Below are 26,152 nucleotides of genomic sequence, written 5' to 3' on the forward strand. Positions count from 1 at the left end.
TTGGAAATATAGGTAGAACAATTTTCAGTTGAATTCTGTCGCGCCGCCAATTACCTCCGGCTGGTCAGGATGTGCTTCTCTGGATCGTCAAGACGGTCTGCTGCAACCGCACTGACCCGTTGGAGCAAAAATTCCCCATGTCCATCCTTGCCCGGCTTCGTCTGACTTTTGCGACGACTTTCCTTGTCTTTGCCGCTCTGGGTGGGGTGGCGCTCTGGCAATGTGCCGGCCTGCATGGCGCGAGCGACGTGATTGCCCGCAACCTCCTGCCCAGTGTCCAGAAGCTCGGGGAGTTCGAGGCGGCGCTGCTGCGCTACCGGCTGGTGCAGGCCTCGTCGCTGCTGCCATTGGACGAAGCCGAGAAGGCGGCCGTGCCGGCGCGGGCGGAGGCGCTGCTTGCCAAGGCCGACAGCGCCTGGCGTGCCTACGAGCCGCTGATCAGTTCCCCCGGGGAGCGCCAACTGGCCGAGGCCATCCAGGCAGGGTGGCGGTCCTATCGCGCCCTCGGCGAGCGGATGCAGGCCATGCTCCGGGTCGGCGATGTCGCGGGGGCCACCCGGCTGTTCAACGGCGAGATGCGCAGCCTGTTCCTCGACGGCGTGGACAAGCCGCTGCACAGCGATTCCGAGCTGAATGCCGGGCAGGGCGAGGACGCGGCACGGGCCGCCGATGCCGAATACCAGGCCGCGCTCTGGACCGTCGGCGGCATGCTGCTGCTGGGGGCGACACTGATGGCTTTTTGCGCCACTTCGCTCCGTGCCCGCGTTATCGCCCCCATCGTCCGCCTCTCCGGTGTGATGCGCCAGCTTGCCCGGCGGGACTATGCTTTTGACCTGCCCTGTGTGGTGCTGACCGACGAGATCGGCGACCTCGAGCGGGGCATCGCCGAATGCCGCAGCGGGTTGCAGCAGGCCGACGCGCTCGCCGCCGCCGAGGCGCAGCGCAATGCCGCCCAGGTGCAGCGGGCCGCCCGTCTGGACGAGCTGACCCGGCGCTTCGACGCCCAGGCCGGGGAGATCGTCGGCGCGGTCGCCGCCTCCGCCACCCAGTTGCACGGCTCGGCCGGGGAGATGTCGCAGATCGCCGGCCGCACCAGCGATCGCGCCCGTTCCGTCGCGGCGGCGAGCGGGCAGGCCAGTGCCAGCGTGCGCACCGTCGCCACCGCCGCCGAGCAACTGGCCGGATCGGTGGCGGAGATCACGCGGCGGGTGGAACAGTCCGCCAGCATGGCGCGGCAGGCGATGACGGAGGCGCGCGGCACGCAGGAGACCGTGCGCGCCCTGTCCGACGCGGCGCAGAAGGTCGGCGACGTGGTCGGGCTGATCACCAATATCGCCGGCCAGACCAACCTGCTGGCGCTGAACGCGACCATCGAGGCGGCGCGGGCCGGTGAGGCCGGGAAGGGGTTCGCCGTGGTGGCGAACGAGGTGAAGAACCTGGCCGGCCAGACCACGCGTGCCACCGGCGAGATCGGCGCCCAGATCACCCAGATCCAGGAAGCGACCCGCCAGGCCGTCGCCGCCATCGAGGCGATCGCTGCCACGATCGGGGAGGTGAGCGGAATCACCTCGGCGATCGCCGCGGCGGTGTCCGAGCAGGGCGCGGCGACGCATGACATCGCCCAGAACGTGCAGCAGGCGGCGCACGGCACCGGCGAGGTGACGCAGAACATCGGTATCGTCAGTGAGGCGGCTGAGGCGACCGGCAACGGGGTGCGTCAGGTGCTGAGCGCCGCCAACGGATTGTCGCGCCAGGCCGAAGGGCTCAGCGCCACGGTGCGCAACTTCCTCGATAGCGTCAGGGCCGCGTGACGGCGGCCCCTCCGGTGGCCGGCCTCACTGGTCCAGGAAATACCGCTTCGTCGGCTTCAGCGCGGCATCGAGTTCGTAGACCAGCGGCTGGCCGGTCGGCAGCTCGAAGCCGGGGATGTCCTGGTCGGGGATGTCGCTCAGATACTTGACCAGTCCGCGCAGCGAATTGCCGTGGGCGGCGATCAGCACGCGCTGGTCCTGGCGCAGCGCCGGGGCGATCGTCTCGTGCCAGAAGGGCAGCACGCGCGCGACCGTATCCTTCAGGCTCTCCGTTCGCGGCAATTCGGCGGCGGTCAGGCCGGCGTAGCGTGGGTCGTGCTTCGGATGCCGCGGGTCGTCGTCATCGAGCGGGGGCGGGGGCACGTCCCAGCTGCGCCGCCACAGCCGGACCTGTTCGGCGCTGTGCTTGCGGGCGGTTTCGGCCTTGTTGAGGCCCTGCAGCGCGCCGTAATGGCGTTCGTTCAGGCGCCAGCTTTTCTGCTCGGGCAGCCAGAGCAGGTCCATCTCCTCCAGCGCGAGGTGCAGGGTCTTGATGGCGCGTTTGAGCACCGAGGTGAAGCAGATGTCGAACCCGAATTTCGCGGCGGCGAGGCGCTTGCCGGCCAGGCGTGCTTCGTCCACGCCCTGCTCGCTGAGATCGACCTCCGTCCAGCCGGTGAACAGGTCTTCCTTGTTCCAGACGCTCTGACCGTGACGGAGCAACACGAGACTTGGCATCAGTCCTCCCCCATCTCAATCCGGACAGCGACAAGGTTACACGTTCAGGCAGGCCTGTCGAATCGGCTTTGACCGTTGCATGGCGCGGTTCCGGGGCAGGACGATCCTTCAACCTGTGCTGGAGACACGCATGTTCACTGGCTTGTCAGCAGGCCGGCGGAGCCGCGATGCCGCGCGGGCCGGTGCCGGTCGCGTTGTCGCCGGGGAGCACGTGAGGGGAAAGCACCGATGCGCAGGAGCGTGACGACCGGGGAACTCAATCCGTTGCGGCGCTGCCTGCTCGGTGCCGCGGCCGCGACCATCGCCGCCGGCACCCTGTGGCCGGGGCGTGTCCTGGCCGACGCCACCGGGGCGATGCGGCTGCCGGCGATCCGGCCGGGGACGGTTCGCTCCTTCGTGTCCCTCAAGCAGATCGAGGCCGGGGTCCTGACCGTCGGCTATGCCGAGGTTGGCCCCGCCGGTGGACCGGTCGTCATGCTGCTGCACGGCTGGCCCTACGACATCCATAGTTACGCCGATGTCGCTTCCCTGCTGGCGCTGGCCGGCTACCGGGTGATCGTGCCGCATCTGCGCGGCTACGGCACGACGCGCTTCCTCTCCGGCGAGGCGGTGCGCAACGGCCAGCAAGCGGCCCTCGCCGTCGATGCGATCGCGCTGATGGATGCGCTTCGCATCGGGCGCGCGATCTTCGCCGGCTATGACTGGGGGGCGCGGACCGCCGACATCGTGGCGGCGCTCTGGCCGGAGCGCTGCAAGGGCCTGGTGTCGGTGAGCGGCTATCTGATCGGCAGCCCCGAGGCCAACCGCATGCCCCTGCCGCCGGAGGCCGAGCTGCAATGGTGGTACCAGTATTATTTCGCCACGGAGCGCGGACGGGACGGGTATGCCCGCTACCGGCGTGAATTCGCCCGGCTGATCTGGCGGCTGGCGTCGCCGCGATGGGACTTCGACGACGCCACCTTCGATCGCAGCGCGGCGTCCTTGGACAATCCGGACCATGTCGCCGTCGTGGTGCACAATTACCGGTGGCGGCTCGGCCTGGTCGCGGGCGAGCCGAAATATGACGAGCTGGAACGGCGCCTCGCCGGATTTCCCGTCATCACGGTGCCCACGATCACGCTCGAGGGGGACGCCAATGGCGCGCCGCATCCGGACGCGGCGTCCTACGCAGGCAAGTTCACCGGCCGGTACGCGCACCGTGTCGTCACCGGCGGCATCGGCCACAACCTGCCCCAGGAAGCCCCGCAGGCCTTCGCCCAGGCGGTGGTCGATGTCGACGCAAGTTGACGCTCACCGGGAGCATGGTTCAACATAAGGAACCGTGTTCACAAATCGGCGAGGCTGTCATGCTTCGTGCGGGACGGTCGGCTTTGCCTTGGTGGTCAACGCTTTCCATCCCCCTGCCGGCGGGCTAGACCATCCCGCATGACAGAAGATGCCGTGCGCCGATGAGCCTGTCCGTTGCAGAGACCGAGCCCGAAACCGAGCGCCGCAGCGCGCCGGCAGTGCACAAGGCGTTCGCGATCCTCGACCTGGTTTCGCGCGAGGCCGGCATCAGCTTCACCGCGATCCACAAGACCCTGAGCCTGCCCAAGAGCAGCGCGCATCAACTGATCAGCGCGCTCTGTGAGCTCGGCGCGCTGCAGGTCACGCAGACCGGGGGCTACATGCTCGGCCTCAGGCTGTGCGAACTTGGCTCGATTTCCGCCGGCCAGCGCTCGATCGAGCACGATGCCCTGCCGTATCTGCGGGCCCTGGCGCACGAGGTGCAGATGACCTGCCATCTCGGCATCCTCGAAGGCCGTGACGCGATCTACCTGGCCAAGGTGGAAAGCGAGCAGGCGATCAAGATCCACACCTGGGTGGGCAAGCGGCTGTCGCTCTACCGGTCCTCGCTGGGCAAGGTCCTGCTCGCCTGGCGGCCCGAGGCCGAACAGGAGAAATTGCTGGCGGACATCACCTGGGAGCGGAAAATGCCCAACACCCTGCCGGATGCCGCGGCGGTGCGGGCGCATCTCGCGCAGGTGCGTGCCCGCGGCTGGGCGGTCGACGACGAGGAGGACCTGCCGAATATCCGCTGCGTCGCCGCACCGATCTTCGATGGCCGGGGCAACGTCATCGCCGCGCTCTCGGCGGTGGGCACCACGCTGCAACTGCGTCGTCGCGATTTCCCGCGCCTGGCCGAGCGCGTCTGCGCGGTGGCCCGCGACATCTCGCGCGCGCTCGGGCCGCAGTAAGGCCCGGGGGCCATCGCCCCTCTATCCGGCCCGTTATATCCGTCTGGCGCGAACGCTGCGGATGCGTCATGTCTTGTGGCGTTCGCAGCGATGAGGGATTCCGTGCAGAGACGCCACGTGTTGCAAGGCTTCCTGGCCGGCGCGATTGCCGGCGCGACCCGGCCCGCCCGCGCGGCCGCGGTGCCCGGGCTCGAGGTCCTGGGCGCTCCCAATGCCTCGACCATCGTGCTGGTGCGGATGATCGAGTCCGGTGCGTTGCAGCCTTCGGCGCCGGGCGCGACCTTCCGGCTGTGGCGCGACCCCGATGAATTGCGGGCCGGCGTCGCTTCCGGGCGGACGCGGCTTTTCAGCACGCCCAACCATGTGCCGGCGCTGTTCGCCAATCGCGGCGTTCCGGTGCGGTTGCTGGCGGTGATCAGCATGGGGCACCTCTACATCGTGGCCCAGGATCCCGCGATCACCTCGCTGGCGGCGCTGCGCGGGCAGCGGGTGACGGCATTCTTCCGCAACGACATGCCCGACCTGGTGTTCCGCGCCCTGCTGCGGCGCGAGGGGCTGGAGCCGGGCCGCGACGTCGGCATCGACTACGTTGCGACCCCGATGGAGGCGGCGCAACTGGCCATCGCCGGGCGGGCGCCGATCGCGCTGCTCTCCGAGCCGCCGGCCACCATGGCCATTGCCATGGCCGGGCATGCCGGCCGCACGCTGCATCGCGCGGTCAACCTGCAGGCGGAATGGGGGCGGCATTTCGGCCAGCCGCGCATTCCGATGGCCGGCATCGCGCTGCACCAGTCGCTGATCGATGAATCGCCCGAATTGCTGGCGGCGCTGCGCCAGGGATTGCCGGAAGCCGCCGCCTGGGCCCAGGCCAATCCGGCCGAGGCCGGGGCGCTGGCCGAGCGGCGCATGGACATCCGCGCGCCGCTGTTTGCCCGGGCCTTGCCGCATTTCAGCATCGGCGTGTACGGGGCGCGGACGCTCAAGGCCGAGCTGATGGATTTCTACCGCGTGCTGCTGGAACTGCATCCGGAAGCGATCGGCGGCCGGCTGCCCGACGACGACTTCTTCCTCGACCTTTGATCCCGGCACGGGGCGTGGACCTTTGATCCCGGCACGGGGCGTGCCTGGGGGCGGCCTGCTCGCTCCGGCGCTGGGGCTCGGCGGGTTCCTGCTGCTCTGGCACCTGGTGCATGTCGATGTCGGCGCGCTGGTGCTGCCCTCGCCGCTGGCCGTGGCGCGGCGGGTGCTGGCGCTGGCGGTGGCCCCCGGCACGCCGGAGGCGCTGGCCCGCACGGCTGCGGATGCGCTTGGCGGGCTGGCGGCCGGGGGGCTGGCCGGGTTGCTGCTCGGGGTGGCGTCCGGGGCGCTGCCGCCGCTGGGGGCGGCGCTGCGGCCGGTGGTGACGGTGATCCTGGGCGTGCCGCATATCGCCTGGGTGGTGCTGGCGCTGCTGTGGTTTGGTCCGCAGGGCCTGGCGCCGGGTGTCACCGTGGCGCTGGCCTGCCTGCCGGTGCTGTTCGCCGGCGGCTATCACGGCGCGCGGGCGCGTGACCCGGACCTGACCGAGATGGCGCGGGTCTTCGCGCTCGGGCCCTGGCAGCGCGCGACCGAGCTGGCGCTGCCGCAATTGCTGGTGCATCTGGCGCCGGCCTTCGCGACCGCGCTGGGGCTCGCCTTCAAGGTGGCGGTGATGGCCGAGGTACTGAGCGGTGGCGCCGGGGTGGGCGGTCAGGTCGCCACGGCGCGCGCCTATCTGGAAACCGACCTGGTGCTGGCCTGGATCGTGCTGGTGGTGGTGCTGCTGCTGGCGCTGGACGCAATGCTGGCGCGGCTGCTGGCCCCGGGAGGCAGGCGGCGGTGCTGAGCTTCGAAGGCGTGGCCCTGCATCGTGGCGGGGCGTTGATTCTCTCGGGGGTGACGCTGCGCGTCGCCGCGGGCGAGGTGCTGGTGCTGATGGGCCGGTCCGGTATCGGCAAGACCAGCCTGCTGCACGCCGCCGCCGGGTTGCTGCCGGTCAGCGCCGGACGCATCGCCGTGCGGGGACGGCGGGCGGTGGTGTTCCAGGAGCCGCGGCTGCTGCCCTGGCGCTCGGCGCTCGACAATGCGGCGCTCGGGCTGAAGGCGCTGGGTGTGCCGCGCCCGGCGCGGCGGGAGCGGGCGGCGTCCTTGCTGCGGGAGCTGGGGCTGCGCGACGAGGATCTGCTGAAGCGGCCGCATGCCTTGTCCGGTGGCATGCGCCAGCGCGTGGCGATCGCGCGGGCGCTGGCGGTGGAGCCGGCGGTGCTGCTGCTGGATGAGCCCTTCGCCGCGCTGGACGCCGGCCTGCGGGCGGAGTTGCAGCAGCGGCTGCGCGAGGCGGTGCGGCGCCGGCATCTGGCGACGCTGCTGGTGACGCATGACGTGGTGGAGGCGGTGCGGGTGGGCGACCGGGTTGCACTGCTGGCCGGCCGCCCGGCCGGACTGCTGCCGCCTTTGCCGTTGACCCGCCCGGCGGCGACGGATGCCGCGGTGTTCGAGGCCTGTGCCGGGCTGTTGCGCCGGCCCGGCGTGGCCGAGGCGCTGGGCCTGCTTGCGCAGGCGCGCCAGCCGTCCCCGCGCGGGTGGGACTGATTCCCTGCCGATGGCGGCTGCCTTGGATCAGACGGGCGTGGCGAGTGAGTGACTGGAACGGATGGTTTGCAGACGCAGACGACCTTTGGAAGAATGCATCCCCCAAGGAGTTTGGTGTGCGACGCTTTGGCTTGTTGTTCGATCTGGACGGCACCTTGGTGGACTCGGACGCACTGCACCGTTCTGCCTTTGCGGAAGTGTTGAGCGGAGCCGATGTGGTTGTCGATGAGGCTTATTACAGATCCCGTATCGCTGGGCGCTCGAACGATCTCGTTATCGCCGAAGCCTTTCCCAGTGCATCGCAAGAATATTGCTCAATATTATCTTCTAAAAAAGAAGCCATATATCGAGAAAATATGAAAGATATTAAAGTTATTCCTGGAGCCCGCGAGATAATAGAGTGGGCAAAATCCAAAAATATTTGCCGTGCTATAGTTACAACTTCACCTCGTGCCAGTGTTGAGGCTGTCCTTGTGGGTACAGATCTACTTTCATCGTTCGATTTATTGGTTGTGGGAGATGAAGTTCAGCGCGGCAAGCCCGATCCGCTTCCATATCTGGCGGCCCTGATGAAGCTTGGCATTGATTCTGACGAGGCTGTTGCCTTCGAGGATTCTCTGCCGGGCCTTGCGTCTGCAACAGGTGCCGGCATTCCGACAGTTGGAATGCTGGCCTCCTTGAGTGAGCGTACGGCGCTACTTGCTGGCGCAATTATAACCGCGAAGGACTTCCGCGACGCAGGACTGCGGCTTTGGTTGGAAGAGCGGCACGCAGCCTCCGCGTCGATGTAGCCCCCTGATGTCGGTTACGGCCGAAGGATCGCTATGGGGCGACAGCCGCCATTCGATCAGAGGCGGCGGATAAGCCCCATTTCCCGGCAACGCCGTACTAGCTGTCCCAGTCTGCCGTCAGGGCGTCGAGCCCCGCGCGCGCGAACAGCGGTGGGTTCTGCAGCATCGCGAAATGGCTGACGCCCGGCAGGATCACCAGCCGCGCATCCGGGATGGTCGCGGCCATGGTGCGGCTGTGCGACTGCCTGATGGCCTCGTCGTAGCGTCCGTCGGCAACGGTGATCTGTGTCCGGATCGCCTGCAACTGGGCATCGCTGATGTTCGGCTGCGTCTCCCACATATGGCTGATCTGCCGCACGAAGCTGTCGTATTGATCCGGGGTCGGCGACAGCGCCTTGTACTCCGCCTCGCTGCGCGCGACGAAGCGCCCGAACACCGGTGTCTTCTCGAAGTTCGGCACCAGCCCGGACGGCACGGTGTTGGCGCCGAAGGCAAAGACGCGCCGCAGGCGCGCAGGCTGGTGGATCGCCATGACGAGGCCGATGATCGCGCCATCGCTCCAGCCCACGATATCGGCCCTGGGGAGGCGCAGCGCATCCATCATTGCCACCACGTCGGAGGCCATCAGCTCGTAGCTGTAGGGCTGTGCCGAGCGGGTGCTGCGGCCATGGCCACGGCTGTCGAGGCAGACGACGCGGAAGCCCTCGGCCACGAAATCCGGGATCACCTTGCCGAAGTAGTTGGAACTGGCGAGGCCGCCATGCAGCACCACCACCGGCCGCCCTTCGGCCGGGCCGAATTCGGCCCGCCACATCTCGATATCGTTGACGGGCACGCGGCCGGCCACCCTGGCCGGCGGCAGGTCCGGCATCGGTGGCAGCACCATCCAGGGGTTCCGCCTGTCCGGTTGCGCCAGTGCCGGCGCCGCCGCAAACGGGAGGCCGGCCAGCAATGCGGCAGAGGCGAGCGTCCGTCGTCCCAGCATCTGTTTCCCCTCTTTTGGGCATCGGCGGGTTCGGCTGGGGCGAACGTGACGATGCGGCGGCGGGGGCTGTCAACCGCCTTCGGGTCCTGGGCCTCGGCCCGCACCCCAAGGGTGAATGATCCGGCCGGAATTCTCCTTGATCGGCGAAGGTTCCCGCCGCGTCAGACGCGGTTCCACGCCGACAGCCGGCGTTCGATGCTGACCAGCAGGGCGTTGATCGTCACCCCGAGCAGAGAGAGCAGCAGGATCCCTGCGTACATCTGCGGAATTTCGAAATTGAACTGGGCGGCGTTGACCAGGTAGCCAAGCCCGGCCCGGGCGCCCACCATTTCCGCGGCGATCAGCACCAGGATGGACATGCCGGAGGCGAGGCGGATGCCGGTGAAGATCGTCGGCACCGAGGCGGGCAGCACCACTTTGCGGAACAGCGCGACCGGCCGCAGCCCCAGCGAGCGTGCCGCCTTGATCAGCAGCGGATCAACGGTGCGCACGCCGGTGATGGTGCTCAGCAGCAGCGGCCAGCTCGCGGCGTAGAACACCATTGCCACTTTCGAGGTCTCGCCGATGCCGAGGATCAGCGTGAACACCGGCAGCAATGCCAGCGGCGCGGTGTTGCGGAAGATCTCCATCACCGGGTCGAGCAGCATGGCGAGCCGGCGGCTGGCGCCGATCGCCAGCCCCGCCGGGATGCAGACGCCGACGGCGAGCAGGAACCCGGCCAGCACGCGCAGCAGGCTGGCGCCGAGATGCGTGGCCAGGGTTCCGGACAGCGCCATCTGCCAGGCGGTGGTGGCAACTTCCGAAACCGGCGGCAGGAACACCGCGTCGACCGCCCCGCTGCGCGGCAACACCTCCCACACCGCCAGGAAGGTCAGCACGGCGATGCTGCGGGTGAAGGCCCCGCCGAGCAGGGCGCGCAGCCTTGGCCAGAGGCGATCGCTGCGGGCCGGGGCGGCAGTGGCGGCGAGGCTGGTGGACATGGGTGGCTTCCCTGCTCAGGCCGCCGCGGCGGCGTTGTGGCGCAGTTGGCTCCAGACATGGTGGCGCAGGGCGCCGAAGCGGGGATGCGAGCGCAGATCGCCGACGCGCTCGGCGAAGCTGAAGGGGATGTCGATCAGTTCGGTGATGCGGCCGGGGCGTGCGCCCATCACCGCGACGCGCTGGCCGAGCACCAGCGCCTCGTCGATGCTGTGGGTGATGAACACGATGGTCTTGCCAGTTTCCTGCCAGATCCGCAGCAGCTCTTCCTGCAGCAGTTCCCGCACCTGCGCATCGAGCGCGCCGAAAGGCTCGTCCATCAGCAGGACCTGCGGGTCTGTGGCGAGGCTGCGGGCGATCGCCACGCGCTGCTTCATCCCGCCCGAAAGCTGGTGCGGATAGCGGTCGGCGAAGCCGGCGAGGCCGACCAGGGCGAGGAAATGCCGCGCCCGCTCCCGCCGGTGTGCGCGCGCGACGCCGGCTGCCTCCAGCCCGAACTCGACATTGGCCAGGGCGGTGAGCCAGGGAAACAAGGCGTATTGCTGGAAGACGACGCTGCGATCGGGGCCGGGGCCCTGGACCGGCTGCCCGTCGATCAGGATGGCGCCGCTGCAGGGCCGGGTCAGCCCGGCGGCGAGGTCGAGCAGCGTCGACTTGCCGCAGCCGCTCGGGCCCACCAGGGCCAGGATCTCGCCGGCGCGCACCTCGAGCGAGAGCCGGGCGAGGGCGGCGAAACGGGTGGTCCCGTCGGCGGTGGCGGCGGGCAGGGGGAAGGTCTTGGTCACCTGCTCGAAGCGCAGCTTGGTCGCGGGGGCGGTCATCCCTGCCTGTCCGTGCCCTCGGCATAGGGATTGAAGGCGTTGGTGTAGACCTCGGCGGGTTTCAGCCGGGCCACCGCGGCATTGCCGTTGGCGCGGAACCAGTCGAGGAACAGGGTGAAGTTGCGGTCGGCCAGCACGCCGCCTTTGGCGCCCAGGGCGATCGATTTCCAGTAGCGCACGGCGCTGTCGTCCTCGCCGCCACGGTTGCGCCGGTGGATGATCTCGGCCAGCCGCGCCACGACCTCCGCCGGTTCGCGCGTGTGCGCCCATTCGATGGCGCGGGCGGTGCCGCTGACGAAGACGCGGGCGGCATTGGGGTTGCGGGCGATGAAGCGGCGGGTGAGCACATAGGATCCGGTGGTGAACTCGCCGAACAGCTCGAAATCCGATTGCAGCAGGCGGATGCCGCCGCGGCTGGCCGCCTTCTCGCGGAAGATGGGCGAGAGGAACACGGCATCGATCTGGCGCAGCCGCAGCGCCTGCTCGGCGTTCGATGGCGGCAGCACCACCAGCGTCACCTGGGCGATCTCCGCCGGGGCGAGGCCGGCGCGGCGGAGGTATTCCTGCAGCACGAATTCGTTGTGGGCGCCGTAGGTGTTCACGCCCACCTTGCGGCCGACCAGGTCGCGCGGCCCCTGCACCGGGCTGTCCTCCAGCGTATAGAGCCCGCTCCAGCTTTTCGCGTCGGTGCCGGTGTTGCCGATCACCGCGACCAGCGGCGCGCCGACGCCGATCAGCTTGAGGATCGCGGAGTGGAACGCCTGGCCGAAATCGGTATCGCCGGTCACCGTCGCCTGGATGTCCTGCGGGCCGCTGATGGTGTTGCCCACCCAGCGCAGCCGCAGCGGCGCGAGATAGCCGAGATTCTCGGCCAGTTCGGGATAGCCGACGGCGCTTGCCATACCCTGGTAGCGCAATTCCTTCACCTCGGGCTCTCCGCCCGCGGCCCGGGCGGCCAGGGGCGGGAAGGCGGTCAGGGTGGCGAGGCCACCCGCGAGAAAGTTGCGGCGCAGGGGCATCTGGAGGGGCCTTTCGGCGGCGCTACTGGATGGCGATGCGGTCGAGATGGCGGAAGAAGAAATGCGTGGCTTCTTCCTGCCGCCGGGCACGGTCGAAATCGAGGTCGGTGACGCTGTCGATGGCGATCACCCAGACCGCGGCGAGATCGGCCCCGGGATGCGCGGCGGTGAAGGCTTCGTAGTGGCATTGGAAGACGGGGCCGGCGATCAGGCTGCGCAGGGGGCGTCCGGTCAACTCGAAGCGCCGTCCGTCCGGGGCTGCCAGCGCGATCGCCACCTTGCGGTCGAACCAGATGGCCCGCACCAAATTCCGGTTGCTCCTTGAGGATTCGAGCGGCTCGAAACAGAGGATGCTGCCGTCATCGGCGAGGGCGAGGAAATCGGTGACCGCGGCGTGCGGCGTTGCCTCGGCATCGGTGGTCACCAGCACCTTGACGGTTGCCGGATCGGCGATCAGCGCGTGCAGATCGGTGGGCAGGGGGGTGGTCATGCCGGTTCCTCAGAGCAGGCGGGCGAGATCGGTATCGGGGTGGTTGCCGCAGCGGCGGTAGTCGTCGAAATCGACCCGCAGGCGGTACTTCACCCGCAGCGCGTGCAGCCGGCTGGCAAGCTGGATGTAGTAGTCGAGCGACGGTGCCTGCTGGTCGCGGAAAGCCGAGCCCGGCCGCGGCACCCAGACGGTATGGATGACGCTGACGCCGCGCTCGGCGAGGTATTCGGCCTCGTCGAGCGTGGCATCGAGCGACTCCGCCTCGCTCTGCCGGCCATGCGGCCGCGCGAGATCGACGCCGCCGACGATGCCGGTGTTGACGTTGCCGCGCCCGAAGATGTCCACCGCGCGGACCAGGCGGTCGCGCCATTCGCGATAGCCCAGCACCCTTGCCTTGCCCGGGCTGATCCACTGGAACAGGCGTTCGTCGAGCACTTCCAGGTCGGTGGTGTAGCTCGACAGCCCCGTTTCCTCGTACAGCCGTCGCAACTGGCGCTCGTTGAAGGCCGAGGCAACGAGCTGGCTCGGAAACCGCCGGGTCGCGAAGTTGCGACCGATGGCCCGCAACGTCTCGATGTACTGCGCGACCTCAAGGTCGAACACCTCTTCGCCCTTGAGCACTGATCCGCCGGTGAGGCAGAAGGTGGTGAAGCGCCCTTTTTCCTTCAGTGCCTCCGCCACCGTCTCGGCGAGATCGGCCGGGCGTGGCCGTTCCGGGCGGTCGCGGAAGATGTCGCGCTGCTGCTTCTGGAAGGTGACGATGTCGCAGAACCGGCAGCCGCCCTCGTCATTCGCCCAGAAATAGCAGTAGCTCGACTGGAAGAGGTTGATGCGTTGCGGCCGGGCCTGGGCGATCAGGCTCATCCGGATGCCGGAGCGGGTCACCTTGTCGTAGAAGGCCGGCTTGTGCCAGAGCTCGACCTCCTCCAGCACCTCGCCGCCATCCACCAGGAACAGCCGGTCGTCGATCCGGTCGACGAGATAGGGATTGGCGGCAAGCGGCGCGGGATCGACGACGATCGAGGTGCCGTCGCGCAGCAGCAGCGAATCCGGCAGCAGCACCTGCAGGGTCTCGGTGCGCGTGCCGAAGATCGCCGGGCTGCGGGTCTGGTGCCGCGCCGGGTCAACCAGCGTCAGCGCCCGGTCTGTGTAATGCACGCCGCGCCGCTGCACGTCGATCTTCAGTGCGATCAGCTTCGGGAAGCCAGGATATTTGGCACAGGCATCGGCGAGGCTGAACGCCTCGGCGGCGTGGGATGTGGACCGAACGACGTTCATGGGTGGCCACTTCCTTCCTGGCCTGGGCGCGGGCAGAGCTTCATTACGAAACGTAATCGGGAAATGAAACTAACATACGATAAAATGGCGTGTAAACAGATAAAAGACATCTTTCGATGGTGTGACCATCATGCAGCGCGGCTCCGCCGGCCTGTGCGCAAAAGGCGAACAGCCTTGGGCATGACTCAATCTGTCTGTCCGGGGTGAAAAATCCGGAGAAAAAAAGGAAGGCGAAGGCTCAGTGCCCATAAGCGCGAATCCAGGCGCTTGCGCCGACGTGCGGGGCATGGGCGCGGCAGCATCGATATTGACGCCTGAACCCGGAGTATCCCTGATAAGGGGTCAATCCAGGTGGTGGCTGGCAACAAAGTTCTTGTTAACGCTTTGTTTGCACTCGTTTTCATTCCGTTAACAAAACCCGCGAACGCGGTTTACACACCCCGGCTACGCAGAGTCCTGAGCGGCCGTCGCGCTGACGGCGCGGCGAACGGGGACGAACGATGCTGGCGTGGCTGCGCAGGTCTTGGCGGAAGCCGGTCTTCAGAATCGGACTGGGAGGGGCTGCAGCGGTCGTTGCGGTGGCGGTCGGGGCAACGGTGGTCGCGGGCGGTGCCGTCGGCGTGGCGCTGCAGCGGACCAGCACGCTGGAATTCTGCGTCTCCTGCCACACGATGCAGAAGCCCTACGTGGAGTACCAGGCTTCGCCCCATTATCGCAACGCCTCGGGCGTCCGTGCGATCTGTGCCGATTGCCACGTGCCGCACGAGACCGGCCCGAAGCTGCTGGCCAAATTGCAAGCGGTGAAGGACGTGTGGGCCGAGTGGCGCGGCACGATCGACACCGAGGAAAAGTTCGAGCGCAACCGGCTGCGCATGGCGAAACAGGTCTGGGCGCGCATGCAGGCGAACGACTCGCGTGAGTGCCGCGCCTGCCACCTCGCCACGGCGATGGACCCGCACAAGCAGAAGCCGAAAGCGGAGCAGATGACCAAGGGCCTCGCCAACGGCGAGACCTGCATTTCCTGCCACAAAGGGATCGCTCACCATCTGCCGGACATGTCGCAGGGCGCGCGGCAGATGTTCAGTGATCTCCAGGCGACGGCGGCGCAGACTACGGCGCGGGCCGGCGATGTGCTCTATCCGCTGGCGACCATGCCTCTCTACGTCCAGCGCCCGGATGACCAGGAGACACCCTCCGACGGTCGTTTCATCGCGGCGACGGCCCTGAAGGTCCTTGCCAGCGAGGGCGACTTCCTCCAGGTCCGCATCGAGGGATGGCGGCAGCAGGGTGCCGACCGGATGATCTACGCGCTGCAGGGCAAGCGCATCTTCGCGGTCGCCCTGGGACCGCGGGCCCTCGAAGCCGTGCAGGCCGGCGAGAGCATGACCGACCCTGATACGGACCAGGTCTGGACCCCCGCCACCCTGACCGCCTGGGTGCGCAAGGGCGGGATGGTGGCCGATCTCGGTGCGATCTGGGCCTACGGCGAGGAGATGTATGGCTCAAGCTGCGGCACCTGCCACGCGCTGTCGCCGACGGACCACTTCCTTGCCAATCAGTGGATCGGCACGGTCAACAGCATGCGCGACCGCATCACGCTGGACGACGAGCAGGTCCGGCTGATGCAGAAATACCTCCAGCTCCACGCCCGCGACGTCGTGGCCGACGCTTCGGCGAAGGTGCACTGATGACGCCGCTATTGGTCGGGGGCGGGGTGCTCTGGCGCTGGCTGTCCGGCGTGTTCGCAGCCCCTCTCGATGCAACCTCGCTGCAGGCGTGCCGGACCGGCATGGACGAGATCGAAGCGCTGTGCGCCGACCCAACGCTGGCGCCCGGCCTGCGGCGCATGCGGGACGCGCTGGCGGCCTTGCCCGTCGCGCCGGCCTGCGTCGCGCTGCTGGCGCATGACCACACGCTGCTGTTCTCCGGTGCGGGCGGGCCGGCGACGGTGCCGCCGTACGAGTCGGCGTTCACCGAACCGGGCGGCCGCCTGTTCGGCGCCGCGGAAACCCGGATGCGCAGCCTGCTTGCGGATCTCGGCCTGCGGCTAGCGCCGGGCGTGGTCGAGCCATCGGACCACATCGCAATCGAGTTCCTGGCCATGGCGGAGCTGTCTGAGGCAGCCGGGCCGTCACCACGACGTACCGAGCTGCTGGCCGCCCTTTGCAATTGGCTGCCTGCCTTCCGCGATGCCTGCCTCGTCCGCGACAGTCGTGGCTTCTATGCCGGGGCCGCGATGCTGGCGGCCGCATTGGCCGCGGCGGCCTGGCCGGCCGCATCTCAAGAAACACTGGAGGAATGCTGATGTTGCACTCTGACCATGACGAGCGCACGACGGCGGTCGGCCGCCGGTCGCTCCTGAAGCTCGGCGCCGCGGGCGCGGCGCTGTCGATGTTCGGGCCTTCGCTGCTGACCCGGGGCGCCGCGGCCGCGATGCCGGCAAATGGCGAAGTCATGAACGCCAGCCACTGGGGCGCCTTCAAGGCGACGATCAAGGACGGCCGTTTCGTCGCCATCAAGCCCTGGGAGAAAGATCCGCATCCGACGCACATGCTCGACGGCGTGCTGGACATCACCTACTCGCCGACCCGCATCAAGTACCCGATGGTCCGGCGCGCCTGGCTGGAAAAGGGCCCGGGGGCGATGGTCGAGGACCGGGGCAAGGGGGATTTCGTCCGCGTCAGCTGGGACAAGGCGCTTGACCTCGTGGCGAACGAGATCAAGCGGGTGCAGGGCAAGTATGGTCCCACCTCGATCTTCGCGGGCTCCTATGGCTGGCGCAGCTCGGGCTGTCTCGGCCATCCCGGCACGTTGCTGCGCCGGCTGATGAACACGACCGGGGGCTATGTGAAGTCCTCCGGCGACTACTCCACCGGCGCCGCCCAGGTGATCATGCCGCATGTGATGGGCAGCCTGGAGGTCTACGAGCAGCAGACCTCGTGGCCCGTGGTGGCGGAGAACACCGAGTTGCTGGTGTTCTGGGGCGCCGATCCGGTCAAGACCTGCCAGATCTCGAACACGGTCGCCGAGCACGGCGCCTATCCGGGGATGCAGGCGTACAAGGCCAAGGGCAAGAAGGTCATCTGCATCGACCCCGTGCGCACCGAGACCGCGAAGTTCTTCGGCGCCGAGCTGGTGTCACCGCGGCCGCAGACCGACGTGGCCATGATGCTGGGCATCGCCCACACGCTCTACACCGAGAAACTGCACAACAAGGCATTCCTCGATAGCTGCACGACGGGCTTCGACCGGTTCGTGCCCTACCTGACCGGGAAGTCGGACGGCACCCCCAAGGACGCGGCCTGGGCGGAAAAGATCTGCGGCGTGCCGGCCGAGACGATCAAGGACCTGGCCCGGTGCTTCGCCAAGAGCCGCACCATGCTGGCCGGTGGCTGGTCGCTGCAACGCCAGCACCACGGCGAGCAGGCGCACTGGATGCTCGTCACGCTGGCGGCGATGCTCGGCCAGATCGGGCTGCCGGGGGGCGGCTTCGGCTTCAGCTACCACTACGCCAGCGGCGGCAACCCGACCACCCGGGCGCCGCGCGTGACGGTGATCAGCGACGGAACGGTGGCGCAGGGGGCACCCTGGCTGACCAGCGGCGGCGTCGCGTCGATCCCCTGCGCCCGGGTCGTGGACATGCTGCTGAATCCCGGGAAGGAGTACCAGTTCAACGGCAAGACGGAGCGGTACCCGGACATCAAGATGGCCTACTGGTGCGGCGGCAACCCGTTCGCCCACCATCAGGACCGCAACCGGCAGGTCAAGGCCTGGCGCAAGCTGGAGACCTTCATCGTCCACGACGTCGTCTGGACGGCGACGGCCCGGATGGCCGACATCGTCCTGCCGGCGGCAACTTCCATCGAGCGCAACGACGTGAGCATGGTGGGCGACTACTCCGCCACCGCGATCGTGGCGATGAAGAAAGGCATCGAACCCATCTTCGAGGCCCGCAGCGACTACGACATCTTCGCGGGCGTTGCCAAACGGCTGGGCAAGGAGCGGGAGTTCACCGAAGGCCGGGCCGAGATCGACTGGGTGCGTGCGATCTACGAAAAGGCGTACAACCAGGGCAAATCGAACGGCGTGCCGATGCCCGACTTCGATGCGTTCTGGACGGCCGGCATCGTCGAGTTCGAGGTGCCACCGGCCAATGCCAAATTCGTCCGACACGCCAAGTTCCGCGAGGATCCGTTGCTGAACCCGCTGGGCACGCCATCGGGGCTGATCGAGATCTTCTCCAGGAACATCGAGAAGATGGGCTACGACGACTGCCCGCCGCACCCGGCCTGGATGGAACCGCTGGAGCGCCTCGCTGGTCCGGACACGAAGTATCCGCTGCATGTCGCGGCATCCCATCCGAACGACCGGCTGCACTCGCAGCTTTGCGGCACCAAGCTGAACCTCGGCTATCGTATCGCCGGGCGTGAGCCATGCCTGATGAACCCGGCCGATGCCGCCGCCCGCGGCATCAAGGACGGCGATCTCGTCCGGCTGTTCAACGGCCGCGGGCAAATCTTGGTCGGCGTTCGGATCAGCGGCGACGTCATGCCAGGCGTGGTGCAGGTCTACGAGGGCGGCTGGTACGATCCGGCCGAGCCGGGCGTCGTCGGCACGCTGTGCAAGTACGGCGACGTCAACGTTCTGACCCCCGACATCCCCAGTTCGAAGCTGGCGATGGCCACCTGTGGCCAGACCGTCATGGCGGAGGCCGAAAAGTTCAAGGGGACTGTTCCGGAAGTGACGGTCTTCTCGGCACCGGCTGCCGCCGCGTAGCAAGTAAGGCGAGGGCGCTGCCCTCGACCCGGCAGGGGCCACAAGGCCCCTGCACCCCCAAAGCGCTGCGCGGCAAGGAATGGGATCCAAGGGCCTCTGGCCCTTGGTGGAGGTCCAGGGGGCAAAGCCCCCTGGCGGGGGCGGGGCAGCGCCCCGCGAAGCCTCAGGCTTGCACCAACTCCGGCTCGAAATTCCACAGTGAACCGGTTTCAGTCGCGCGCCGCGCCAGTTCGGCGGTGTCGCAGGCGATCATCCACTCTTCGTTGGTCGGCACCACGACGGCGCGCGGGCCTTCGGCGTTGCTGCTGATCACCCCGCCGGCGCCGCCGACCATGGCGGCATTGGCGGCCGGATCCAGTTCCAGCCCGAGCAGGCGCAGCCGGGCCACCGTCATCGCGCGCACGCGGGCCGAGTTCTCGCCGATGCCGCCGGTGAAGACGATGGCGTCCAGGCGCCGCAGCGCCATCGCCAGCCCGCCGATATGGCGCACGAGGCGATGCACGAAGACGTCGAGGGCAAGGCGGGCACCGGGGTGACCGGCCTCGGCGGCGGATTCCAGTTCGCGGCAGTCATTGGTCAGGCCGGAGACGCCGAGCAGGCCGCTCTGCTTGTTGAGCAGGGTGTCGATGTCGGCGGCGGAGCGGTCGCCGGTGCGCATCAGGTGCAGCACGGCGCCCACGTCGATGTCGCCGCTGCGTGTGCCCATGACCAGCCCTTCCAGCGGGGTCATGCCCATGGTGGTGTCCATGGAATGCCCGTCCTGCACCGCGGTGGCGGAGGCGCCGTTGCCGAGATGGGCGATCACCAGGCCGTGGTTGCCCGGTTCCAGCCCCAGCATGGCGACGGTCTCGCGCGCCACGAAGCGGTGGCTGGTGCCATGGAAGCCGTAGCGACGCACGCCCTGCTGGCGATAAAGCTCGGTCGGCACCGCGTAGAGATAGGCTTCCGGCGCCATGCTCTGGTGGAAGGCGGTGTCGAACACCGTGACATGCGGGATGTTGGGCAGCCGCGCCAGCGCGGTGCGCAGGCCGAGCAGGGCGGCGGGGTTGTGCAGCGGCGCGAGCGGGCTGACCGCCTCGATGTCGGCGAGCACCGCGGGGGTGACTAGGGCGGAACTGGTGAAGCGCTCGCCCCCGTGCACGACGCGGTGGCCGACCGCGGCGAGGGCGTCGATCCAGTTGCGCGTGGTCAGTTCGGCCAGCACCGCGTCCAGCGCGGCGGCATGGTCGGAGGCGGGCAGGGACTCGGTGCGCTTGCCCTGCACGTCCTTGAAGGTGATGCGCGGGCCGTCGGTGCCCAGGCGCTCGGCGAGGCCGGAGATCAGCGGCGTGCGCATGCCGGTATCATGCACGGCGAATTTCAGCGAGGACGAGCCGCTGTTCAGAACGAGGATCAGGCACGGATCAGTCGACATCAAGACACTCCTTGCGCGTGACCGGCCGCAGCCGGGGCTGCGGGTCGATGACATTGCGCGTGACGATAGGGAGGGGAGGGCGCCGCCAGGCCGGACCGTGCCAGCCTGGCGGCGCGCTAGTGTGAGGCGTCAGGCACCGGCAGGCCACGCGCGGCGAACAGCGCAACCGCGCGGGCGGTCTCGGCCTGGGTCGGCGTGGGCGTGTCGGCAAGCTCGTAGGTTAGGCCGAGCGCCTGCCATTTATGCGCGCCCATCTGGTGGAAGGGCAGCACCTCGACGCGGTCCACCGCCGGACCGAGGCTCGCCAGGAAGTCGGCGAGTTTGAGGATATCGTCGTCGCCGTCGGTCCAGCCCGGCACCAGCACGTAGCGGATCCACATGCGCTTGCCCAACCGCACCAGCCGCTGCGCGAAATCCAGCGTCGGCTGCAGCTCCTGCCCGGTCAGGCGGCGGTACTGGCCGGGGTCACTGTGCTTGATGTCCAGCAGCACGAGGTCGATCGGATCGAACCAGGCATCGTCGAGCGTATCATGCAGGAAGCCCTGCGTATCAAGGGCGACGTGCAGCCGCAGCTCCGTCTTGATGCGCCGGGTCAGCGCGCCGACGAAGCCCGCCTGCAGCATTGGCTCGCCGCCGGAGATGGTGACACCGCCGGCGAAGCGCAGGAAGCCGGCATAGGGCCGCACCTCCGCCAGCGCCTCGTCCAGCGTCACCGCGCGGCCGTTGTGCAGCTTCCAGGTATCGGGATTGTGGCAGTAGAGGCAGCGGAACAGGCAGCCCGAGGTGAAGAAGATGAAGCGCAGCCCCGGCCCGTCCACTGCGCCGGCAGTCTCGACCGAATGCAGGAACCCCGTGCCGGTGTCGGCGGTGGGATGGGCATGCGAGGGGACGGGCGTGGCGGCGTCGAACATGGGGCACTCGCGAAGGACCAGGGCGGGTGCGGCGGGAGCCGAAGCTCCCGCCACGGGGCAGGTTACATGGAGCCGTGGAAGGTGCGGCTGATCACGTCCAACTGCTGCTCGCGCGTCAGCTTGACGAAGTTCACCGCGTAGCCGGAGACCCGCACCGTCAGTTGCGGATACAGCTCCGGGTGCTCCATGGCGTCGACCAGCGTGTCGCGATTGAACACGTTGACGTTGACATGGAAGCCGCCGGCGCAGGCAAAGCCGTCCAGGCAGTTGGCGAGGTTGGCGATCCGGTCCGACGGCGTGTGGCCGAGCCCGTCCGGGGTCGCCGAGGCGGTCCAGGAGATGCCGTCCAGCGCGCATTCGTAAGGGATCTTGGCCACCGACGCACCGGCCGCGACGAAGCCCTTGATGTCGCGCCCGTTCATCGGGTTGGCCCCCGGCGCGAAGGGTTCGCCGGCGCGGCGCCCGTCCGGCGTGTTGCCGGTCTTCTTGCCGTACACCACGTTGGAGGTGATGGTCAGCACCGACTGCGTCGGCATCGCGTTGCGATAGAAATGCGGCTGCGCCTTGACCTTTTCCATGAAGGTCTGCGCCAGCCACACCGCGATCTCGTCGGCGCGGTCGTCGTTGTTGCCATAGGCCGGGTAGTCGCCCTCGCGCTTGTAGTCGACCGCGAGGCCCTGTTCGTTGCGCACCACGCTGACGCGGCCGTGCTTGATCGCCGACAGCGAGTCCGCCGCCACCGACAGTCCGGCGATGCCGCAGGCCATGGTGCGCAGGATGTCGCGGTCGTGCAGCGCCATCTCGATCCGCTCGTAGGCGTATTTGTCGTGCATGTAGTGGATGCAGTTCAACGCCTTGACGTAGGTGGCCGCCAGCCAGTCCATCATGGGATCGAGCCTGGCCATCACCTCGTCGTAGTCGAGCACGTCGGAGGTAATCGGGGTGAAGCCGCGCGCCACCACCGCGCCCGACTTCTCGTCGACGCCGCCGTTGATCGCGTACAGCATCGCCTTGGCCAGGTTGGCGCGGGCGCCGAAGAACTGCATCTGCTTGCCGATGCGCATGGCCGAGACGCAGCAGGCGATGCCGTAGTCATCACCCCAGAACGGCCGCATGCGGTCGTCGCTCTCGTACTGGATCGCCGAGGTCTCGATCGAGACGCGGGCGCAGAACTTCTTGAACCCCTCCGGCAGTTGCGCGCTCCACAGCACCGTCAGGTTGGGCTCCGGTGCCGGGCCGAGGTTGAACAGCGTCTGCAGGAAGCGGAAGGAGTTGCGCGTCACCAGCGAGCGTCCGTCCTCGCCCATGCCGCCGATGCTCTCCGTCACCCAGGTCGGGTCGCCCGAGAACAACTGGTCGTATTCCGGCGTGCGCAGGAAGCGAACGATGCGCAGCTTGATCACCAGGTCGTCGATCATCTCCTGCGCGGCGGCCTCGGTCAGCGTGCCGGCCTCGATGTCGCGCTGGATGTAGATGTCGAGGAAGGTGGAGATGCGGCCGATCGACATCGCCGCGCCGTTCTGCTCCTTCACCGCGGCAAGGTAGCCGAAATAGGTCCACTGCACCGCCTCGCGCGCGTCCTGCGCCGGGCGCGACAGGTCGCAGCCGTACTTGGCCCCCATCTGCTTCAGCTCGTCGAGCGCCCGCCACTGCTCGGACAGCTCCTCGCGCAGCCGGATCACGTCTTCGGTGAAGGGGACGTTGTCCAGCTCGTGGAACTCGCGCTGCTTGTCGCGGCGCAGGAAGTCCACGCCATACAGCGCCACCCGGCGATAATCGCCGATGATGCGGCCGCGGCCATAGGCATCCGGCAGGCCGGTGACCACGCCGGACTTGCGCGCGGCCAGCACGTCGGGGCTGTAGACGTCGAAGACACCCTGGTTGTGGCTCTTGCGGTACTTGGTCCAGATCTCCGCGACCACGGGATCGGGCGTGAAGCCGTAGGCCTGCATGCCGGTCTCGACCATGCGCAGGCCGCCATTGGGCATGATCGCCCGCTTCAGCGGTGCATCGGTCTGCAGCCCGACGATGATCTCCAGCCCCTGGTCGATATAGCCCGCGTCATGCGCGGTGATCGAGGAGCCGCGGTCGCCCGAGATGTCCAGCACGCCGCGCTTGCGTTCCTCGGCCAGCAGCGGCTCGAGCTTCTTCCACACCGCGAGCGTGCGCTCGGTCGGGCCGGCCAGGAAGGAATCGTCGCCGGCATAGGGCGTGTAGTTGGCCTGGATGAAGGCCCGCACGTCCACACGCTCCCGCCAGCCTTCGCCGGCGAAGTCGCGCCAGGGATCGATCCCCGCCGCAACCGTTGACATCACGTTCATTCCACTTCCTCCGAAGATGAAATCATCTGCAAAACGGGGTGTGTGCGTCCCGGGCTCGCCATCAGGGGCGAGCGGCCATGGGACGCGGCATGCCGGGGGTGACTGCCATGTGTGGCTTGCCCGGCACGGAACATTTCCTGCCCGTGCCGCTGGCCTGCCCGGCGCGGCAGGGGGATCAGGTAAACCGGTTCCAACGTTGCGGCAGCGGAGCCTAGCACGAACATGACCGGCACGGCGCGGAAAGAGCAAGAAACGGCATGACTGGAGCCGTTCAGAGTAAAAAACAGTACTTCGCGATGCGACTTACGTAGAACAGCCGGTGGGGCGAAGGTGGCCATGACGCTTTCCGATCGAACGGAGTCTGCACGTAAACCGGTTACAACGCACATGCGACTAAGTTGCGATTGGCAATACCAGATTAGAATTTTCAGCGACATCTAACTAATACTTGTCAGATATGCGGCTGAAGCAAAGTAATTTTAGGGTAAATACTTACCTATAGTCGCCGGATACCGGCAACTTTGCTTTACAAAAGGCGAAGTATATTCACTCGCCGCGTGCAACAAAACATTACGGTTGATTGGTTTTGTTCGTTATCATTGTCATCACCATGGGCGTTTGGTTTACCTCGCGAAGAGTTATATAGGATGCCCAGGTGACGCGCTTTCGACAAAGCGTCGCCCGCTGTCGATGAACGGACAAATGTGGTGCGGATATGACAGGGCTGGCGAGGGAGTGGGTCTACGATGACATGCCTCACATTGACCACCTGCCGCGGGCGATTTTATTTCGCTCTCAGTGCATCCGTCCGGGTCACCGGGTGCATATCCATACCCATGCATGGCATAAGCTGACCTATACGGTATCCGGGACATTGATCGTTTTCGACGACAATTCCCGTTTCCTGCTGCCGCCCGAGCAGGCCATGTGGATGCCCGCGGGCATTCCGCATGCCACCGGCGCGCTGCAGCAGGCGGAATTCCGCAGCCTCTACATCGCCGACCGGCCGGATCTGCGGATGCCGAACTCCATCACCACGATCACGGTGACGCCGCTGTTGCGCAGCCTGATCCTGGAACTGTCGGAGATCGAGCGGAACGGTGACAAGGACGCCTATATCCGGCGGGTCGAGGCGCTGGTGCTAGAGCAGTTGCCACGCCAGACCGTGCGCAACCTGTCGCTACCCTGGCCGAAGGGGCCGATCCTGAAGAAGATCTGCGACCAGCTTTACGCCGATCCTTCGGATATGCGTGACCTGGAGGAATGGGGGCGGGAGTTCGGCGCCTCGGCGCGGACGCTGACGCGGCGCTTTGAGCACGAGCTGGGCATCGGCTTCCGCGAATGGCGCAACCGACTGTGCCTGTTCCGCGCGATCGATCTGTTGCAGACCACGACGAACAGCATCACCGAGATCGCCTTCATGCTGGGCTACAGCACGCCCTCGGCGTTTTCCTACATGTTCCGCCAGCAGATGGGCAGTTCCCCCTCCAGTTGGCGCCGTGCCCAGGAGCGCCAGCCCGCCTGAGGCGGAAAAGAAAGGGGTGCAGGGGCCGTGTGGCCCCTGCCGGGTCCAGGGCAGAGCCCTGGCCTTCCTTATTTTAAGAGGTGGTTCAATTCCCGGCGGCCGCAGGGGGCACGGCCGGTTCGTTGGTGGCGGGAAGCTTGACCGCCATGGAGCGGTCGAAGTTCAGCGCCAGCGAGCAGAGCAGGTAGCCGGCGGCGGCGGCGGTGAAGAACATCATCGCGCCGTAGTAGGAACCGGTGACCTGGATGATGGTGCCGATCAGGATGGGCACCACGGCGGCGGTGAGGTTGGAGCAGAAATTCATGGCGCCGCAGATGGTGCCGGCCTTGGACTGGGCGCCGAGCAGGCCGGGGATCGACCAGTACATGCTGGCCCAGCGCAGCGGGAACAGGGCGATCGAGAGCAGGGCGATCACCGCGGCCTGGTTGCTGACCTGGGTCACCGCGAACAGGCAGATCCCGGCCACCACGGCGGAGATGCCGAACATGGTGTGGAAGACGGTATTCGCCCGCCCGCCCGCGCGCCGCCAGCGATCGGCGATGTAGCCGCCCAGTTGCTGGCCGACGAAGCAGAGGAAGAACATCAGCGCGACGGCGGTGCCCATGGCCTTGAGGTTGAAGCCGTGTGCCTGCTGCAGGTACATCGGCGCCCAGGTCATCAGCCCGTAGAACACCGTGCTGTAGCAGCACCAGCCGCCGATCAGGGCCAGGACGTTGCGCTGGCGCAGATAGGGGCCGATGTCGCGCAGGCGGAACTTCTCGGCCTTGCCGGAGGGCTGGGTGCCGGCCTCGATCCAGGCCAGTTCGGCCGCGTTCACCTTCGGGTGCTCGGAGGGGCGGCTGCGGATGTACCAGTAGGCCGCGAGACCGGCGAGCATGGTGCCGCCGCCGGCGATCAGGAAGGCGATGCGCCAGGAGTCGAAGGCGACGATCAGCGCGGTCAGGATCACCGCGCCCACGGCGGTGCCGAGCGGCGCGCCGCCGTCGAGCAGCATGGAGCCGCGGCCGCGCTCGTTGGGCGTGAGCCAGTTGCCCATCAGCTTGGTGCCGGCCGGCATCACCGGCGCTTCGGCGACGCCGAGGCCGAGGCGGGTCAGCGCGAAGGTGAAGGTGGTGCCGCACAGACCGCCCACGCCCTGGAAGGCGCCCCAGACGATGGTCGCGATCACGATCAGGGTGCGCGGGGCGATGTTGTCGGCGAGGATGCCGCAGGGCAACTGCATCAGGGCATAGGCCCAGAAGAAGGCGCTGTGCAGCCAGCCGGTGACGCGGGCGTCGACGATGTTGAATTCGGCCGCGATATGCGGCATGGCGATGGCGAGGGAGGCGCGATCGATGTAGTTGATCGTGCCCAGGATCAGCATGAGGATGAAGATTCCCCATCTGACGTTGGTCGGCTTCTGACCGTTCAGACGTTGGCCCATGGCCTGCCCTTTTGCCGGTTCACGTTGTTCACGAGGGGTCCCCCT

At 67.7% G+C, this 26,152-nt stretch carries 23 protein-coding genes; 11 read left to right on the forward strand and 12 right to left on the reverse strand.

Annotated features, from left to right (window positions below; genetic code table 11):
• The first annotated feature begins 137 nt into the window (after positions 1 to 137).
• Positions 138 to 1,811 (forward strand): methyl-accepting chemotaxis protein, encoded by a 1,674-nt coding sequence (locus NBY65_RS21270; RefSeq protein WP_150039625.1) that lies wholly within the window; start codon positions 138 to 140, stop codon positions 1,809 to 1,811.
• 24 nt (positions 1,812 to 1,835) lie between these two features.
• Here the strand turns inward: NBY65_RS21270 and gpmA are convergent, their stop codons facing one another.
• Entirely contained in the window at positions 1,836 to 2,528 is a 693-nt protein-coding gene (gene gpmA / locus NBY65_RS21275; protein ID WP_150039626.1) for a 2,3-diphosphoglycerate-dependent phosphoglycerate mutase, read from the reverse strand.
• Between the two features lie 228 nt (positions 2,529 to 2,756).
• Between gpmA and NBY65_RS21280 the strand changes: the two genes are divergently transcribed.
• The 6 genes from NBY65_RS21280 to NBY65_RS21305 all read left to right on the forward strand — a co-directional run bounded on the left by NBY65_RS21280 (position 2,757) and on the right by NBY65_RS21305 (position 8,166).
• Positions 2,757 to 3,815 carry an alpha/beta fold hydrolase gene (locus NBY65_RS21280; protein ID WP_150039627.1) on the forward strand — a complete coding sequence of 353 codons (1,059 nt, stop codon included), beginning with the start codon at positions 2,757 to 2,759 and terminating at the stop codon, positions 3,813 to 3,815.
• 161 nt (positions 3,816 to 3,976) lie between these two features.
• On the forward strand, positions 3,977 to 4,765 hold the full coding sequence (locus NBY65_RS21285) for an IclR family transcriptional regulator (protein WP_150039628.1): 789 nt from the start codon (positions 3,977 to 3,979) through the stop codon (positions 4,763 to 4,765).
• A gap of 102 nt (positions 4,766 to 4,867) precedes the next feature.
• Complete coding sequence (locus tag NBY65_RS21290) at positions 4,868 to 5,845, forward strand: ABC transporter substrate-binding protein (protein ID WP_203330396.1); 978 nt, start codon at positions 4,868 to 4,870, stop codon at positions 5,843 to 5,845.
• A 40-nt stretch (positions 5,846 to 5,885) separates the two neighbouring features.
• On the forward strand, positions 5,886 to 6,629 hold the full coding sequence (locus NBY65_RS21295; protein ID WP_162530448.1) for an ABC transporter permease: 744 nt from the start codon (positions 5,886 to 5,888) through the stop codon (positions 6,627 to 6,629).
• Entirely contained in the window at positions 6,623 to 7,375 is a 753-nt protein-coding gene (locus NBY65_RS21300; protein WP_150039631.1) for an ABC transporter ATP-binding protein, read from the forward strand. Before NBY65_RS21295 ends, NBY65_RS21300 begins: the two co-directional genes overlap by 7 nt.
• Before the next feature lie 44 nt (positions 7,376 to 7,419).
• Positions 7,420 to 8,166, forward strand: a complete 747-nt coding sequence (locus NBY65_RS21305; protein WP_162530449.1) for an HAD family hydrolase — start codon at positions 7,420 to 7,422, stop codon at positions 8,164 to 8,166.
• Positions 8,167 to 8,263: 97 nt separating this feature from the next.
• On the opposite strand, the gene NBY65_RS21310 is transcribed toward NBY65_RS21305, so the two are convergent.
• The 6 genes from NBY65_RS21310 to NBY65_RS21335 form a co-directional block, all read right to left on the reverse strand.
• Positions 8,264 to 9,151 carry an alpha/beta fold hydrolase gene (locus NBY65_RS21310; protein ID WP_150039633.1) on the reverse strand — a complete coding sequence of 296 codons (888 nt, stop codon included), beginning with the start codon at positions 9,149 to 9,151 and terminating at the stop codon, positions 8,264 to 8,266.
• A 161-nt stretch (positions 9,152 to 9,312) separates the two neighbouring features.
• Complete coding sequence (locus NBY65_RS21315) at positions 9,313 to 10,131, reverse strand: ABC transporter permease (RefSeq protein ID WP_150039634.1); 819 nt, start codon at positions 10,129 to 10,131, stop codon at positions 9,313 to 9,315.
• Between the two features lie 15 nt (positions 10,132 to 10,146).
• Positions 10,147 to 10,950: an ABC transporter ATP-binding protein gene (locus NBY65_RS21320; RefSeq protein ID WP_150039635.1), complete on the reverse strand. Its 804-nt coding sequence runs from the start codon at positions 10,948 to 10,950 to the stop codon at positions 10,147 to 10,149.
• A complete protein-coding gene (locus tag NBY65_RS21325; RefSeq protein WP_150039636.1) occupies positions 10,947 to 11,969 on the reverse strand; it encodes an ABC transporter substrate-binding protein in 1,023 nt (340 codons plus the stop codon). The genes NBY65_RS21320 and NBY65_RS21325 overlap by 4 nt, the downstream gene beginning before the upstream one ends.
• Before the next feature lie 22 nt (positions 11,970 to 11,991).
• Complete coding sequence (locus tag NBY65_RS21330; protein WP_150039637.1) at positions 11,992 to 12,459, reverse strand: hypothetical protein; 468 nt, start codon at positions 12,457 to 12,459, stop codon at positions 11,992 to 11,994.
• 9 nt (positions 12,460 to 12,468) lie between these two features.
• A complete protein-coding gene (locus tag NBY65_RS21335) occupies positions 12,469 to 13,737 on the reverse strand; it encodes a radical SAM protein (RefSeq protein ID WP_150039638.1) in 1,269 nt (422 codons plus the stop codon).
• Between the two features lie 500 nt (positions 13,738 to 14,237).
• Here NBY65_RS21335 and NBY65_RS21340 point away from each other — a divergent pair, with 500 nt between their 5' ends.
• Genes NBY65_RS21340 through torA form a run of 3 tightly spaced genes read left to right on the forward strand, consistent with a single transcriptional unit; the run spans position 14,238 to position 18,513 of the window.
• The gene (locus NBY65_RS21340) at positions 14,238 to 15,425 is read left to right on the forward strand and encodes a NapC/NirT family cytochrome c (protein ID WP_150039639.1); all 1,188 of its coding nucleotides are present in this window, start codon (positions 14,238 to 14,240) and stop codon (positions 15,423 to 15,425) included.
• On the forward strand, positions 15,425 to 16,042 hold the full coding sequence (locus NBY65_RS21345) for a TorD/DmsD family molecular chaperone (RefSeq protein WP_150039640.1): 618 nt from the start codon (positions 15,425 to 15,427) through the stop codon (positions 16,040 to 16,042). The genes NBY65_RS21340 and NBY65_RS21345 overlap by 1 nt, the downstream gene beginning before the upstream one ends.
• A complete protein-coding gene (torA, locus tag NBY65_RS21350) occupies positions 16,042 to 18,513 on the forward strand; it encodes a trimethylamine-N-oxide reductase TorA (protein ID WP_150039641.1) in 2,472 nt (823 codons plus the stop codon). The genes NBY65_RS21345 and torA overlap by 1 nt, the downstream gene beginning before the upstream one ends.
• Before the next feature lie 163 nt (positions 18,514 to 18,676).
• Here the strand turns inward: torA and NBY65_RS21355 are convergent, their stop codons facing one another.
• From NBY65_RS21355 to NBY65_RS21370, 4 genes are all read right to left on the reverse strand, one after another.
• Positions 18,677 to 19,927 carry an acetate/propionate family kinase gene (locus NBY65_RS21355; protein WP_150039642.1) on the reverse strand — a complete coding sequence of 417 codons (1,251 nt, stop codon included), beginning with the start codon at positions 19,925 to 19,927 and terminating at the stop codon, positions 18,677 to 18,679.
• A 116-nt stretch (positions 19,928 to 20,043) separates the two neighbouring features.
• Positions 20,044 to 20,838, reverse strand: coding sequence for a pyruvate formate-lyase-activating protein (gene pflA / locus NBY65_RS21360; RefSeq protein WP_250265713.1), 795 nt, complete (start codon positions 20,836 to 20,838; stop codon positions 20,044 to 20,046).
• 62 nt (positions 20,839 to 20,900) lie between these two features.
• The gene (pflB, locus tag NBY65_RS21365) at positions 20,901 to 23,159 is read right to left on the reverse strand and encodes a formate C-acetyltransferase (RefSeq protein WP_408904182.1); all 2,259 of its coding nucleotides are present in this window, start codon (positions 23,157 to 23,159) and stop codon (positions 20,901 to 20,903) included.
• On the reverse strand, positions 23,156 to 23,497 hold the full coding sequence (locus NBY65_RS21370; RefSeq protein WP_150042300.1) for a hypothetical protein: 342 nt from the start codon (positions 23,495 to 23,497) through the stop codon (positions 23,156 to 23,158). The genes pflB and NBY65_RS21370 overlap by 4 nt, the downstream gene beginning before the upstream one ends.
• Positions 23,498 to 23,910: 413 nt before the next feature.
• On the opposite strand from NBY65_RS21370, the gene NBY65_RS21375 reads away from it, so the two are divergent.
• Positions 23,911 to 24,684 carry an AraC family transcriptional regulator gene (locus NBY65_RS21375; protein WP_239002886.1) on the forward strand — a complete coding sequence of 258 codons (774 nt, stop codon included), beginning with the start codon at positions 23,911 to 23,913 and terminating at the stop codon, positions 24,682 to 24,684.
• Positions 24,685 to 24,769: 85 nt separating this feature from the next.
• On the opposite strand, the gene NBY65_RS21380 is transcribed toward NBY65_RS21375, so the two are convergent.
• A complete protein-coding gene (locus tag NBY65_RS21380; protein WP_150042298.1) occupies positions 24,770 to 26,107 on the reverse strand; it encodes an MFS transporter in 1,338 nt (445 codons plus the stop codon).
• Positions 26,108 to 26,152 lie beyond the last annotated feature (45 nt).

Origin of the sequence: Rhodovastum atsumiense (assembly GCF_937425535.1) — a bacterium.
GTDB lineage: Bacteria > Pseudomonadota > Alphaproteobacteria > Acetobacterales > Acetobacteraceae > Rhodovastum > Rhodovastum atsumiense.

Bases quoted from the DNA above. Each gene is read 5' to 3' on its own strand.
- NBY65_RS21320 (WP_150039635.1), bottom strand. From the start codon at position 10,950: ATGACCGCCCCCGCGACCAAGCTGCGCTTCGAGCAGGTGACCAAGACC.
- NBY65_RS21310 (WP_150039633.1), bottom strand. From the start codon at position 9,151: ATGCTGGGACGACGGACGCTCGCCTCTGCCGCATTGCTGGCCGGCCTC.
- NBY65_RS21315 (WP_150039634.1), bottom strand. From the start codon at position 10,131: ATGTCCACCAGCCTCGCCGCCACTGCCGCCCCGGCCCGCAGCGATCGC.
- NBY65_RS21330 (WP_150039637.1), bottom strand. From the start codon at position 12,459: ATGACCACCCCCCTGCCCACCGATCTGCACGCGCTGATCGCCGATCCG.
- NBY65_RS21325 (WP_150039636.1), bottom strand. From the start codon at position 11,969: ATGCCCCTGCGCCGCAACTTTCTCGCGGGTGGCCTCGCCACCCTGACC.
- torA (WP_150039641.1), top strand. From the start codon at position 16,042: ATGTTGCACTCTGACCATGACGAGCGCACGACGGCGGTCGGCCGCCGG.
- NBY65_RS21285 (WP_150039628.1), top strand. From the start codon at position 3,977: ATGAGCCTGTCCGTTGCAGAGACCGAGCCCGAAACCGAGCGCCGCAGC.
- NBY65_RS21345 (WP_150039640.1), top strand. From the start codon at position 15,425: ATGACGCCGCTATTGGTCGGGGGCGGGGTGCTCTGGCGCTGGCTGTCC.
- NBY65_RS21270 (WP_150039625.1), top strand. From the start codon at position 138: ATGTCCATCCTTGCCCGGCTTCGTCTGACTTTTGCGACGACTTTCCTT.
- NBY65_RS21375 (WP_239002886.1), top strand. From the start codon at position 23,911: ATGCCTCACATTGACCACCTGCCGCGGGCGATTTTATTTCGCTCTCAG.
- NBY65_RS21335 (WP_150039638.1), bottom strand. From the start codon at position 13,737: ATGAACGTCGTTCGGTCCACATCCCACGCCGCCGAGGCGTTCAGCCTC.
- NBY65_RS21380 (WP_150042298.1), bottom strand. From the start codon at position 26,107: ATGGGCCAACGTCTGAACGGTCAGAAGCCGACCAACGTCAGATGGGGA.
- NBY65_RS21370 (WP_150042300.1), bottom strand. From the start codon at position 23,497: ATGGCCACCTTCGCCCCACCGGCTGTTCTACGTAAGTCGCATCGCGAA.
- pflB (WP_408904182.1), bottom strand. From the start codon at position 23,159: ATGAACGTGATGTCAACGGTTGCGGCGGGGATCGATCCCTGGCGCGAC.
- NBY65_RS21340 (WP_150039639.1), top strand. From the start codon at position 14,238: ATGCTGGCGTGGCTGCGCAGGTCTTGGCGGAAGCCGGTCTTCAGAATC.
- gpmA (WP_150039626.1), bottom strand. From the start codon at position 2,528: ATGCCAAGTCTCGTGTTGCTCCGTCACGGTCAGAGCGTCTGGAACAAG.
- pflA (WP_250265713.1), bottom strand. From the start codon at position 20,838: ATGTTCGACGCCGCCACGCCCGTCCCCTCGCATGCCCATCCCACCGCC.
- NBY65_RS21280 (WP_150039627.1), top strand. From the start codon at position 2,757: ATGCGCAGGAGCGTGACGACCGGGGAACTCAATCCGTTGCGGCGCTGC.
- NBY65_RS21355 (WP_150039642.1), bottom strand. From the start codon at position 19,927: ATGTCGACTGATCCGTGCCTGATCCTCGTTCTGAACAGCGGCTCGTCC.